This window comes from Pseudomonas sp. Kh14, assembly GCF_900291005.1.
Taxonomy (GTDB): domain Bacteria; phylum Pseudomonadota; class Gammaproteobacteria; order Pseudomonadales; family Pseudomonadaceae; genus Aquipseudomonas; species Aquipseudomonas alloputida.
In genome coordinates this window covers 1-13,095 of the sequence record NZ_OLKJ01000012.1, presented here as the reverse complement: position 1 = coordinate 13,095, position 13,095 = coordinate 1, and the positions used below count along the sequence as shown (strand labels likewise).

At 64.2% G+C, this 13,095-nt stretch carries 7 protein-coding genes; 1 reads left to right on the top strand and 6 read right to left on the bottom strand.

All coding sequences use genetic code 11. From position 1 onward, the window contains the following. Positions 1-118: 118 nt before the first annotated feature. Entirely contained in the window at positions 119-1,069 is a 951-nt protein-coding gene (locus FQ668_RS05360; RefSeq protein ID WP_014592372.1) for a LysR family transcriptional regulator, read from the top strand. 130 nt (positions 1,070-1,199) lie between these two features. On the opposite strand, the gene FQ668_RS05355 is transcribed toward FQ668_RS05360, so the two are convergent. The 6 genes from FQ668_RS05355 to recC form a co-directional block, all read right to left on the bottom strand. Beyond that, positions 1,200-1,691 (bottom strand): OmpA family protein, encoded by a 492-nt coding sequence (locus tag FQ668_RS05355; RefSeq protein WP_135199300.1) that lies wholly within the window; start codon positions 1,689-1,691, stop codon positions 1,200-1,202. A gap of 4 nt (positions 1,692-1,695) precedes the next feature. Further along, entirely contained in the window at positions 1,696-2,967 is a 1,272-nt protein-coding gene (locus FQ668_RS05350) for a diguanylate cyclase (protein ID WP_135199301.1), read from the bottom strand. Next, the gene (locus FQ668_RS05345) at positions 2,964-3,530 is read right to left on the bottom strand and encodes a YfiR family protein (protein ID WP_076402264.1); all 567 of its coding nucleotides are present in this window, start codon (positions 3,528-3,530) and stop codon (positions 2,964-2,966) included. Before FQ668_RS05345 ends, FQ668_RS05350 begins: the two co-directional genes overlap by 4 nt. A gap of 100 nt (positions 3,531-3,630) precedes the next feature. Then, a complete protein-coding gene (recD, locus tag FQ668_RS05340; RefSeq protein WP_019438860.1) occupies positions 3,631-5,706 on the bottom strand; it encodes an exodeoxyribonuclease V subunit alpha in 2,076 nt (691 codons plus the stop codon). Continuing rightward, complete coding sequence (recB, locus tag FQ668_RS05335; protein WP_019438861.1) at positions 5,703-9,377, bottom strand: exodeoxyribonuclease V subunit beta; 3,675 nt, start codon at positions 9,375-9,377, stop codon at positions 5,703-5,705. Before recB ends, recD begins: the two co-directional genes overlap by 4 nt. Next, entirely contained in the window at positions 9,374-12,856 is a 3,483-nt protein-coding gene (gene recC, locus FQ668_RS05330) for an exodeoxyribonuclease V subunit gamma (protein WP_014592379.1), read from the bottom strand. Before recC ends, recB begins: the two co-directional genes overlap by 4 nt. Positions 12,857-13,095 lie beyond the last annotated feature (239 nt).

The window sequence follows — 13,095 nt, the reverse complement described above, 5'->3', positions numbered from 1 at the left end:
GAATTGTTGTCGGGACGAGATCGCCAGCGCCGGGCAAACGCGAGGTGGCGTCCTGAGGCTTGTTTCGAGTATAGATGTGCAAACATCCAACAAGAACGCACAAAAAAACCGGATCATCATGCAAAAAGACCTCACATCCCTGAGCGCGCTCAACTGGGACGATTTGAAGTTCTTCCTCGAAGTGGCTCGCACCCGCAAGGCCAGCAGTGCCGCCAAACGGCTGAGCGTGGACTACACCACCGTGTCGCGACGCATCAGCTCGCTGGAGGGCGCGCTGGGCACCTTGCTGTTCGAAAAGTCGCGGACCAACGGCTTTGTGCTGACCGCCGAGGGCCAGCGCCTGCTGGGCTATGCCGAGTCGATCGAGAGCACGCTGCACATGGCTTGCGAGCAGGTGTCCGGGTCGGGGGTGGCGTTGTCGGGCCATGTGCGCATGGGCTGCACGGAGGGCTTTGGCAGCTTTTTCATCACGCCGCAGCTAAGCCACTTCGTCGACGCCTACCCGGCGATTTCGGTGGACATCCTGCCGCTGCCGCACTTCATCAGCCTGTCCAAGCGTGAGGCGGACATCGTCATCGCGCTGGAGCGGCCCGAGCACGGGCCTTATGTGTGCTGCAAGCTGTGCGACTACCGCCTGCGGCTGTATGCCACCCAGGGCTACCTGGACAGCCACACGCCGATCCGCCAGGTGACGGATCTGGCCAAACACCCCTTCATCAGTTACGTGGATGACCTGGCGTTCAGCTCCGAGCTGCTGTACCTGGCCAACCTGATTCCCAACGCCAGCGCGCACTTGCGCAGTACCAGCGTGATCGCGCAGTACACGGCAGCGCTGCAGGGGCGTGGGCTGGCGATATTGCCGTGCTTCCTCGCCGCGCAGGACCCGCGATTGGTCACGGTGCTGCCGGAGGAGATCGAAGTGACGCGGCAGTTCTGGATGTATTGCCGGGAGGATTTGCGCAAGTTGAAACGCATTACCCTGCTGTGGGATTACATCCGCGGGGTGACCGAGGCGAATGCGCCATTGTTGATGGGGCAAACCCGCGAGATGCGCTTCGCCCAGGACTGATGGGCCTGCGCATTTCCGAAGGCAACACAGCCCCTGTAGGAGCGGGCTTGCCCGCGAACACCGGCGAAGCCGGTGCCAGGCCGCGTTGCCAGCGCCTACAGGGGATATGTGACAGCCCGAGCGGCAACGATCAGTAGGACGCAACCACAATGGACACCCGACGGTTCTCGGTACGCCCAGCGCTGGTGCGGTTGTCCCCCACCGGCTGGCTGCTGCCCAGGCCACGGCTCTGAATGTTCTGCGCCTGCATGCCAACCCCGACCAGCGCTTTGGTCACGCTCTGCGCGCGGCGCTCGGACAGCTGCTGGTTGTACGCCGCTTTGCCCGACGAGTCGGCATGCCCGTCCACCCGCACGCCCTGGATACCAACGCCGAGCAGCGCCTTGCCGATGCGCTCGACAATCGCCTGGCTCTGGCCGTTGAGGCTGTCCAGATCGCTGCCGAACAGCACTTTGCCAGACAAGTCGTAGGCCCAACCTTCATCGGTCGGGGTGAAACCTTCGCGCTTGAGCACGGCAATCTGTTCTGGGGTAAGGCCTTTCGGGGGGGCGCTCTGGCACCCCGTCAGCGCCAGCAGGGCGAGCAACAAGGCCCAAAGCGGAAAACGTAAAGCTTGCATCACGGGTTCAACTCCTGTTCCTGATTTCGTTGGCGGACCGTTCCATCTGCGCCACTTGCCAATGGCCACGGCGTTTGCGCTTGGCCTGGTACATTGCCGCATCGGCGGCATTCAGAAGACTGGCGGGGTCAGCGCCGTCATCCGGGTAATAGGCAATTCCGACACTTAGCGAGGTGGAGACACTGCGGCCACTGTCCAGTTGCACCGGCAGCTTCATGCTGGCAACGATCTTCTCGGCAATGTGTTCGGCGTCCTTGCGCGTATGCAAAGGCGTCAGCAGCACAGCAAACTCGTCGCCCCCCAGGCGCGCCACCAGGTCTTGCTCGCGCAGCTGGGCGCGCACACGTTCGGCCACGCTGATCAACACCTCGTCACCCACGGCGTGGCCGAGGGTGTCGTTGATCTGCTTGAAGTGGTCGCTGTCGAGGAACAGCAGTGCCAGGTGGTCCTGCTGACGCGCCGCATTCAGCACGCTGCGGCTTAGGCGCCCTTCAAAGAAGGCGCGGTTGGGCAAGCCGGTCAGGCTGTCGTGGCTGGCCTGATGGGCCAGGGTCTGGTTTTCGCTCTGCAGGTGACTATGCCACACCTCCAGTTCATCCAGCAGGGCATTGAAGTCGTTACCCAGCTCGTTCAGCTCGGCAATCGGCGCTTCTGGCACGCGCCGGTCGAAGCTGCGCTCGCGGCGGGCGGCATGGGCGACACTGGCCAGGCCACGCAGCGGGCGGGTGATATCGTTGAGCAGGCGCCGCGACAGATACTGGGCAGCCAAGGCGCTGAGGACCGTGCAGAACAGGATACCGGCCAAGCCACTGAGCAGGAACAGCAACAGGCTCCTGCCCTGGCCTGCCAGCTCGATGTGCCCGACCTGCTGTTGTTGGTGCACGATCGGCAACATGACCGGCTCATCCAGCAAGGCGCTGGCAACCTGCACCTCCAGCTGCGCGAGCATGCCCGTATTGTCGCGTTGCCAGTGCGCCAGTTGCTCGCCCTCGTTGTTGAAGACCTTGGCCTCGGCCACTTCTTCGGTACTGGCAATCAGCGCCAGCGATTCATTGGCGGCGGCGCTGTCATCGAACACCACCGCTGCCTCTACCGTGTAGTTGATCGAGCGGGCGATCAACTGCAGGTTATGGTTGGCATAGACACGCAGGGCGAGCACGCCCAGCAGGGTGAGGGAGATACCCGCCAGGCCAACGGCAAGCAGGGCGACGCTGAGGTGGCCACGGCCTAGCACCGATCGCAGGGTCGGGCGCACGGTACGCTTGCGGGTCGGCTTCATGGCTGCTCCGCCCGGCGCCGCGACAATTGCAGCACGCTGGGGTGAATGCGCACGCCAGAGCGTGCCACCGAGTCGAGATTGACTTCAAAGGCCACCTGCTGGTCGCTGACCCGCAGGCAGAACAGGCTGCCGACCGTGCAGGGGTCATCCGCCTCGCTGATGCTCAGCACCGGGTGGCCGCCGATACGCTGGAACAGCCGATCGCGCTGGCCCTGGTCAAGCTTGCCAATGTAGAGGGCATCGCAGGCCTGGGCGACTTGGGTGTCCTCTGCCAGCAGGCGCCGCACCTGCAGCGGTCTGCCAGACGCCTGGACATGGCCCTTGATGAGATCGTCGGCGTACTCGGTCGGGCCGACCAGGCACAGGCGTAAAGGATAAGGATCGACGGGCCAGCGGGCGTAACTGAAGATACCCAATACTACCTGGGTGACCGCCTTGGCGCGTTGCTGTACCTGGGCGGAGGTTGTGCCGGGGTCTGCCTGGGCAGCGCCTGCAGAAAGGAACAGGACGGCCAGCAATAGCGAAAGCGCACAGCTTGTCACTCGCCTTGCGGCCACGTTCATGTGGGAAATCCCTTTAAGCCCCTTCCGATATCGGCGCAACGATAGCACATGGCCGCTTTATTGTATGAGCCTGCAGCCACGTGTAATGGGTCTCATGGCCCTAGACCTGCTCGAGCATCAACCCGGAAATACGCCGTACTTTGCGCGCCACCGCTTCTTCGAAAATGCCTTGCCGTGGCTCGACCAGGCTGAAGCAGTGCTTGGCCCGAGTGATGCCGGTGTACACCAGTTCCTTGGTCAGCACCGGGTTGAGCGCCTCCGGCAGCACCAGGGCTGTGTGGCTGAACTCCGAGCCTTGCGACTTGTGCACGGTCATGGCGAACACCGTTTCCACTTCGTTGAGCCGGCTCGGCAGAACGAATCGCACACCACCACTGCCGTCGTTGCGCGGGAACGCCACACGCAGCAGCGGCTGGCCATGCTCATCCGGCAGGCGCAGGGCAATACCGATGTCACCGTTCATCAGGCCAAGGCCGTAGTCGTTGCGGGTCACCAACACCGGGCGCCCTTCGTACCAGGGCTGATGACTGTCGATCAGACCGGCATTGTGCAGCACCCGCGCCACCCGCTCGTTGAGGCCTTCGACACCCCAGGCGCCCCGGCGCACCGCGCACAGCAACTGGAAATCCTCGAAACTGCGCAACACCTTGCCCGCCCATTGCTCCCAGGCGGGGTCGTCAAAGGCGGTATCAAGTGCCGGCCGGTAACGGCCAAGGGTGCGCAGGTAGCTGCGGTAGCCTTGCGGTCCATCGGTACCGCGGTTCAGGCCGTCGAGTAACAGGCGGTCGAACGCACGATCCTGTTCGTGCTTGAGCGACAGGCTGTGCACGTCGGCAGGCGGCGCGGCCAGCAGGTTGCGCGCCGCGTGAGCGTCCTGACGATTGACCAGTCTGGCCAGCTGGCCAATTCCGCTGCCTTCACCGAAACGCCGTGAAAAACGCAGCATCACCACCTGCTGGGCCAGCGGGTGACGCTGCTCATCGCCGGCCTTGAGGCCACTGCCGGCCAGCGACTCGCCACTGACCTGCTGAAGCCACGCTGCAGTCGCCGGCGAGTAAAAGCCCTCCTCAGCATCCCGGCACAGGTCACCCAGTACCGCGCCGGCCTCGACCGAGGCCAACTGGTCCTTGTCGCCCAGCAGCACCAGACGCGCCCGCGGCGGCAAGGCATCGAGCAGGTTGGCCATCATTTCCAGGTCGATCATCGACGCTTCGTCGACCACCAGCACGTCCAACGGTAACGGGTTGCCAGCATGATGGCGGAAATGCCGCGAGCCCGGGCGGCTGCCGAGCAGGCGATGCACGGTGCTGACTTCAGTGGGGATTTGCCCGCGTACTTCGGCGCTGACTTGCAGGCGCTCGACTTGCTGGCCAATGGATTCGGTCAGGCGCGCAGCGGCCTTGCCGGTCGGCGCAGCCAGGCGGATGCGCAGTGGCCTGCCCTGCTCCACTGCCGGCGCCTGCAGCAACGCCAGCAGGCGCACCACGGTGGTCGTCTTGCCGGTGCCGGGTCCGCCAGTGATGATGCTGAAACCGGCCCGGGTGGCCAAGGCGCAGGCGAGCTTCTGCCAGTCCACCTGGCCAGCTGGCGCACCGCCCTCGAACAGTTGCGCCAGGCGCTCTGGCAGGTCCGCAGGCGGTGCTTCGGCCTGACTCAGGCGCTGGCGCAGGGCCTGGTCGATGCGCCGCTCGTAACTCCAGTAACGGCGCAGGTAAAGGCGCTCGCCACTGCGTACCAGTGGCCGCGCTTGCTGGCCAGGCGTATCACCTGCGGCCACCAGCGGGCTGGCGCTGATGCGCTGAAGCCAGGCATTCAAGTCAAGGTTGGCCAGCAGTTGCGATGGCAGTAGCAAAGGGCCGATAAGGGCGTCACCTTCCGGCGGCAACGAGAGGGCGAAATCCGGCTCGGCCAAGGTTTGTTGCAGGTCGAGGCAGACATGTCCGTGCCCCAGTTGGTGGCTGGCCAGCGCCGCTGCCAGCAATAGTAAGGGATCACTGCCGGGGGCACGCTCCTCCAGGAACGACACGAACGCGCGGTCCAGGGCACGTAGCCAGCCCCGCTCAACCCAGCGGTCGAGTAATTGCAGCAGATCAGCGCTGTTGTGCTGTGGTGCCAGCGCCAGCAGGTGCTCTGCGTGCAACGGGGTGGGCAACAGGTCGACAAGGCTTCGGCTCATGGCGCAACTCCGGCAAACAGGTCCTGCTGTACCGGCGCGTGCTCGCCACGGAACAGTGCATCGAGGCTTTCGATCAGCTCACGCGGTGGCTTGGCGTGGTACACGCCGTGGCCGCTGCTGCTGGCACCGCGCAGGAAGATGAACAGGGCGCCGCCAACATGGCGGTCATAATCGTAGTCCGCCAGCCGCGCGCGCAACTGCCGGTGCAGGGCCAGCAGGTACAGCACATACTGCAGGTCGTAGCGGTGCTCAAGAATCGCCTTTTCCATGGCCATGGCATCGTAGGCCTGGATGTCCGCACCCAGCCAGTTGGACTTGTAGTCGGTCACGTAGTAACGCCCGTCCAGCTCGAACGCCAGGTCGATGAACCCTTTGAACATGCCGTTGAGCACTGTCGGCTGCGCTGCTGGGCGCGCCAGACCGGGGTGGGTGTGGCGGGCCACCAGGCGATCGAGTTGTTCTGCGTCGACCCGGTGGCTAGCGAACCAGAATTCCATTTCGATCTGGTAATGACGCAGCTGGCCCAGCGTTACGCTCTGGTCGCTGCCCGGCAGCGGCAACGCCTCGCCCAGCAAACGCTGCATCCAGTGGCTCAGGGTGGGGATCCAGCCGGCCCAGTCACGGCGGTTGCAGCGCTGGCCAACGGTGCGCTCGATCAGTTGAGGGTTAGCGCTGACCTCGCTGAAGCCCTCACGACCTGCCCACTCCAGCAAACCATGGAGGAAGGTGCCGGGGTTAGGCCCCCGTGGGAAGCGATGGATATCGCCGCTGTCGGCCGGGACCTCGCGCAACACCTGGGCATCGGGCACCTCGTCATCCAGCAGTTGCTGGGCCTGCGAGCTGTCGGCGCCGAGTGTCTGATCGCCGACACGAAGGGCACTGTACGAAGCGATCCACCAGTGCTCGGCAGCCGCATGGCGTGGCCTGCGTGCTGGCAACAGCTCACGTTCGGCGTGTGGCATGCGATACATCTGCTCATCCGCCTGCGGCAGGCCTGGGCAACTGATGTGCGGGCAACTTGCCGCCAGAGCCTGCAACCAGTCCGTCAGCTGCGCCGAACCAGCCAAGGCAAGGCCGCCCCCCAACAGGTAGCCAAACGCCGAGCGGTGCAGCTGCGAGCTCTTCAAATTACCGCGCTTGAGGTCGGCAACACCCAGCCAGCAAGCATGCTGGGCGCGGGTCAGGGCCACGTAGAGCAGGCGCAGGTCTTCGGCCAGGCGCTCGTCGTCAGCTCGCTCGATCTGCTCCTGATCGGGTGTGAGGGTGAGGTGGGCATTACCTTCGCTGTCATGCCAGGCCAGCGGCAGACGGCTACCATCCACCGGTTTGCTGGTGCAGATGAATGGCAGGTAGACCAAGGGATATTCCAGGCCCTTGGACTTGTGGATGGTCACCACCTTGACCAACTGTTCGTCGCTCTCCAGGCGCAGGATCTGCTCTTCACCGGCCTGACCGGAACTGGCGAGGTGCTCGGCCAGGTGGCGGATAAGCGCCTGTTCGCCGTCCAGCTCGCCGGCGGCCTGCTGCAGCAGCTCGGCCAGGTGCAGCAGGTTGGTCAGCACCCGCTCGCCATCACTGCGGCGGATCAGCGTGCGCGGTAGCTGGAAGTCATGCAGCAAGTGGCGCAACATCGGCAACACCCCCTGGCGCTGCCAGGTGTCGCGGTACAGGCGAAAACGCATCACCCAGCTTTCCCAGACCCGCTCGTCCTGGTTAAGCCGGTCCAGCGCAGCCAGCGACAGGCCCAGTGTAAGGCTGGCCAAAGCAGCCTTGAGCAGGCGCTCTGAGTCAGGCTCGGCGCAGGCCTTCAGCCAGGCCAGCAGGTCGTGGGCTTCCTGGGCGGCAAACACCGAGTCCTTGTCAGACAGGTAGACGCTGCGCACCCCGCGTGCGGCCAGTTCGGCGCGGACCATCTGCGCCTCATGACCATCGCGCACCAGGATGGCGATGTCCGAGGGCAAGCAAGCGCGCAATTCGCCTTCGGCATTCTGGAAACCCGCCGTGCCCTGCTGGCCGCCATTGAGCAAGGCCACAATATGGCTGGCGCAACTGGCGGCCAGTTGCTGGCGGTAAACGCTGCTGGAGACTGGCTCTTCACTTTCCAGCTGCCAGCATTGCAGGGCTGCACTGACTTCACCGTCAATCAGCAGCTGTTCGCCACGCCCCTTGGCGCGCACCTCGATGAATGGCAGCGGGTTGTCATCGGCCTCGCGGAACAGGAATGCACCCCGCCCCGCTTCACGCGCCTCGGCCTGCAGGAACACCTGGTTGACCGCCGCCACCATGGCTTTGCTGGAGCGGTAGTTGGTGTCCAGGCTGTGCAGGCGGCCGCTGGTAGCGCGTCGCGCGGCAAGGTAGGTGTAGATGTCGGCACCCCGGAAGGCGTAGATCGCCTGCTTGGGGTCGCCGATCATGAACAGGCCGGTTTCTGCGCGGTTTTCGCTGATCTGGTAGATGCGCTCGAAAATGCCGTACTGAACCGGGTCGGTGTCCTGGAATTCGTCGATCAGCGCTACCGGGAACTGCTCACGGATCAGGCTGGCCAGGCGCTCGCCGGCCTCGCTGGCGAGCGCGTGCTGCAAGCGCACGAGCATGTCGTCGAAGCCCATTTCTGCACGCCGGCGCTTCTCCACTTCGAAACGCGCCGATACCCAACTGGCGGCGTGCTCGAGCAGCGGAGCATCCGGGCTGTCCAGTGCCTGCAGTTGCTGCTGCAAGTGCTGCATGGCGTTGAGGGCTGGGTGCTCGGGAGGTTCTCCCTTCCAGGCCTCGGCCATGCCCGTCGGGGTCAGCCGCGTAAAGCCAGTGCCCAAGTCGAGCTCTACCAGTTGCTCATCGCTGGCCCAAGCGCAGAGCTTGTCGAACCAGGGCTCGAAGTAACGGGCTTGCATCTTGCGGCCGTCGACCTGTTTGGCGGCCAGCGCATCGCGGCAGATTTGCCGCAGTTCCTCGGCCCACTGTGCCCATGGCGCCTTGATCCGGGCCAACTGTGCGCCACGTTGCTGCAGCGATGCCTGGATCAACGCAGCGGGCTCTGGCCCATTCTGCTGGGCGCGCACACGGCCGAACAGTGGGCGAATGCGTGGCAGCAAAGCGTCGGGGCTCCCCCAGTTGCCGCGCACCCAGGCCAGTGCGTCACCTTGCATCCCATAGCAGAAGCGCCGCCAGTAATCGCGCATGACCTGGCCCAACAACTCGCTGTGGTCGGTTTCCAGGGTCTGGGTGAACAGGCTGCCGCTGTCGAAGGCATGCTCGCGCAGCATGCGCTGGCACCAGCCATGGATGGTCGATACCGCAGCCTCGTCCATCCACTGCACGGCGATTTCCAACCGGCCGGCGCAACGCGGCCAAGTCTCTTGTGGGTAATCGTCACGCAGTTGGTGCAACAGCGGATCGGCGCCTTCCAGCTCGCCACGGAAGAACCGTGCGGCTTCAGCCAGGCGGGCGCGGATACGCTCGCGCAGCTCTTTGGTGGCGGCGTCGGTGAAGGTCACCACGAGGATCTGCGGTGGCAGCAGCTCGCGCTCGAAGCCCTGTTCGCCACCGTGACCGAGGATCAGGCGCAGGTACAGCGCCGAAATGGTGAAGGTCTTGCCCGTGCCGGCGCTGGCCTCGATCAGCTGGCTACCGTGCAGGGGGAAACTCAGTGCCAGAGGACGGTCCTGGGTCATGCGCCTTTCTCCGGGTTGCCCAAGGTCTGCCAAGGGGCGGTGAACAACGGGCGATACAAGGTTTCGCACCAGCCTTCAAACGTTTCGTCAGCAGTGAGTGCTGCAAAGTCCCGGAACTGGCGGGCCAAGGCAATGCTTTCACTCCGCTCGCCAAAGCTGGTGCGTTCGTCGCCTTCGTAGGCGCGAGCTGCTGCGGCCATGGCTTTAACGGCATCGTCCTGGGCCAACCAGGCGAACGCGGTCTTGGCCGCGACTGGCAACGGCGCATTCATTGCCGCCTGACGGGCCACCAACAGGTCGCCCAGCAGTTGCGCGGCCAGCGCTTGCGGCAGCGGTGCAAGCAACAGGGTCAGGTCACTGGCTACCAATGCACTGTTATAGGGGTAGCCCGCTGCACAGGCCGCCAAATGCGTAACCCAGGGCGCGATAAGGCGATGCCACTTGAGGTTGTTGCGCCCGGCACTGATGGTGTTGGGTACTGTGGTGATGCTGAGAAGGCTCTGATCTTCCGCCTGGAACACCCGCCCCAGCCAGCCCTCCAGACGGTGCTGACCGTGCTCGAAATGCACCGGCAAAGCGCCCTCGACCAGCTGTGGCCAGCGTTGCAGCAATTGCTGGTGACGTTGCAGCAGGTCCGGCAGCGGTTCGATCAACTCGTTTTGCAGCAGTTCGCCGAAACCTGCTAGCGGCAGCAAACCGCAGGCCTGCAGCCGTCGGGCCTGGGCGCGCAAGGCCTGTTCGGCGTTGTCCGGTTCGGCCAAGGCGGCGCCAAGCAGGCTTTCACTGGCGCCGTAGCGTTGCAGGGTATCGAGGACGAAGGGCTCTTCGTCCGGGGTCGGCGCTTCCAGCGCCTCAAAGTACACCTTCAAACGCTGGCTGAAGAAGTGCCGTACCGGGTGGCGCAAGAAGTCATTCAGCTGGTGCAGACTCAGGGCTTCAGCGTCCTGATAAGGCGGCAAGCCCGGCTCGCTCTGCTCGTCTGCCTCACCCTGCTGGTGCAGCACCTGCCATTCATGGGCATAGCTGAACAGTGGGCTGCCCTTCTGGAAGTACCGAGGGCTGAACGGCTGCAGCGGGTGCTCCTGGGTCAGTGCGTGCAACAGTTGCTCGCCCGGTTTCGCGGGCTGGCCCTGCTGCGCGTCGGCCAAATGCCAACCCGCAGCGATGTGATCGCGCAACTGGCCGATCAGCACCGAGGCCGGGCGTTCGCTATTGTCGCGGATACTGCGCCCGACCCAGCTGACATACAGTTGATCACGTGCTGACAGTAGCGCTTCAAGCAACAGGTAACGGTCGTCTTCGCGGCGTGAGCGGTCGCCGGGGCGATAGTCGCTGGCCATCAGGTCGAAGTCTAGCGGTGGCTGCGCACGCGGGTAGTCGCCATCGTTCATGCCCAGCAGGCAGACCACCCTGAACGGGATCGCGCGCATGGGCATGAGTGTGCAGAAGTTGACCGAGCCGGCGAGGAAACGTTGCGACAGCTTGCCCTGATCGAGGCCCGACAGCCAGGCTTCACGCACCACGGTAAGCGGTAGGGGGTCGTGCAGGCCGACGGTCTCGCACACCTCAAGCCAGCTATCACGCAGATCCTGCAACTGCATCAACAGGAATTCATCACCCTCGTCCTCGGCGAGGAAGAACACGTGCAGCAAGGCATGTAGTCGCTCGCCCCACTGGCTGACGGTGGCAGGCTCGGACAGGGCCTGGCAGGCGACTTCGAGCGCATCGAGCAACGCGACCAGCGGGCCGATCAGTGCCGCGTCCAGGCCACCGATTTCATCGTAGGGTTCAATGCCATCACAGGCCTCACCCACCCCCACGGCATAACCCAACAGCATGCGGCGCAGGCCGAAACGCCAACTGTTCTGTTCAAGCCCGGCGGGCAAGCCCAGGCTCGCCCGCTGCTCGGCGTCAAGGCCCCAACGGATGCCAGCGCCCTCGATCCAGCGGTGCAGGGTGGGCAGGTCGTTTTCGCGGATGCCGAAGCGGGCGCGGACTGCCGGCACGTCCAGCAGGTCGAGCACTTCGCTGACCGCGAAGCGGCTGTCAGGCAGTTTGAGCAGGTGCTCAAGCGCAATCAGCAAAGGCTCGCGACCACGCTGGCCTTGGTCTGTCAGGGTGAACGGGATGTAGCGCGGGTCGTTGCGCTGCAACTGGCCGAAGACGGCGCGGATATGCGGCGCATAAGTGTCGATGTCCGGCAGCATGACGATCACGTCGCGCGGGCGCAAAGTCGGGTCGGCGCTGAAGCGGGCCAACAGCTGGTCGTGGAGGATCTCCACTTCACGTTGCGGGCTGTGCGCGATATGGAAGCGGATCGAGCGGTCTTTTGTGGTGTCGACTGGCGGCCACCGTTCGCGGCTCTCGGCGAGCGGGCGCAATTCCAGGATGTCGTCCTGCAGTTCGTTGAGCAGCGTGGTGGGCGAACCGTCGCTGAACAGGTCGATGCGGCCGTCGCTGAACACGCCCTGATAGCTGCCTGGGTCATCATAGCTGTCGAGCAGGTTGATGTAGTCGCGGCCTTGTTTACCCCAGGCTGCCAGCAACGGGTGGGCATGCTGGTGCAGCGTCTGGTCGTCCAGTTGCAGGGGCATGCCTTGCTTGCGTTGCTGGCGTTTGTACTGGTGGCGCAGCAGGTCCTTGTCGGCGACGATATCGGCCCAGTGGTGGCGGCATGGGTTGTGTACGCACAGCAATACCTGACTGAAACGCGACAGGCCTGCCAGCGCTTCCAGGGCCTGGGCCGGCAGCGAAGAGATACCGAACACGATCACCCTCGGTGGCAGCCCTGCAGGCGCCTGCTCCAGGCTGTTGATGCGCTCGATGAAACGTTGGTGTACCCCGGCGCGGCTTTGCGCCATGCCTTGCTCGCCAACATCCTCCAGCAATGCTCGCCACAACTCGGCTTGCCAGCGGTTGCCTGGCGGCAAAACTTTGCGCTCGCCGCGGGCCGTGTTGATGGCGTGCTCACCAGTGGCCCAGTCCTTGAGCCAATCGGCACGGTAGACCTGGTACTGGTCGAACAGGTCGGCCAGGCGCTCGGCGAGCTGGTAGCGCTTGCGCAAGTCACTGTCGTCGGTGAGGAAGCGCCGCAGTGGCTCGAAATGCGGGCGCTCGATGAGCGCTGGCAACAGGCGCATCAGCCGCCAGGTCAGTGGTGCCTTGTCGAGCAGAGACACTTCGGGAATTTCGCTACGGCCAAGCACGCTGCGGTAGAGCTGCCACATAAAGCTACCGGGAAGTTGTACATCGATTGCAGCGGCGATGCCGCAGCCGCCTTGGTCATCTTCCAGCGGATCTTCAGCCAGGGCCAGCTTGAGCCATTGGGCGATGCCATTGCTTTGCACCAGGGCAATTTCGTTTTCCAGAGGCGCCAGCGGGTAGCGACGCATCCAGCTCACTACCAGGCTACGCAGGTCGTCGAGGCGGTTGCCGTGGACGATCATGAAGCCAGGATGGAGATGGGCGGTGTTGAGCATCGGAAGGTCTCTGGAGGCGCTGATGGCTGAGAGGGGAACGATATCACGCGTACATGAAACGGCCGAACGCCATCAGGCCGCAGGAGCGGGCGTGCCCGCTCCCGCAGTGATTCGAACAGGTCGAGTTTTTTTGCCCACAAAGACAAAACCCCTACCTGCATACGCAGATAGGGGTTTTGCGAAATGAATCTTGACGATGACCTACTCTCACATGGGGAAACCCCACACTACCATCGGCG

Coding starts and splice junctions, on each gene's coding strand:
- FQ668_RS05360 (WP_014592372.1), top strand. CDS start 119: ATGCAAAAAGACCTCACATCCCTGAGCGCGCTCAACTGGGACGATTTG.
- FQ668_RS05350 (WP_135199301.1), bottom strand. CDS start 2,967: ATGAAGCCGACCCGCAAGCGTACCGTGCGCCCGACCCTGCGATCGGTG.
- FQ668_RS05345 (WP_076402264.1), bottom strand. CDS start 3,530: ATGAACGTGGCCGCAAGGCGAGTGACAAGCTGTGCGCTTTCGCTATTG.
- recD (WP_019438860.1), bottom strand. CDS start 5,706: ATGAGCCGAAGCCTTGTCGACCTGTTGCCCACCCCGTTGCACGCAGAG.
- recB (WP_019438861.1), bottom strand. CDS start 9,377: ATGACCCAGGACCGTCCTCTGGCACTGAGTTTCCCCCTGCACGGTAGC.
- recC (WP_014592379.1), bottom strand. CDS start 12,856: ATGCTCAACACCGCCCATCTCCATCCTGGCTTCATGATCGTCCACGGC.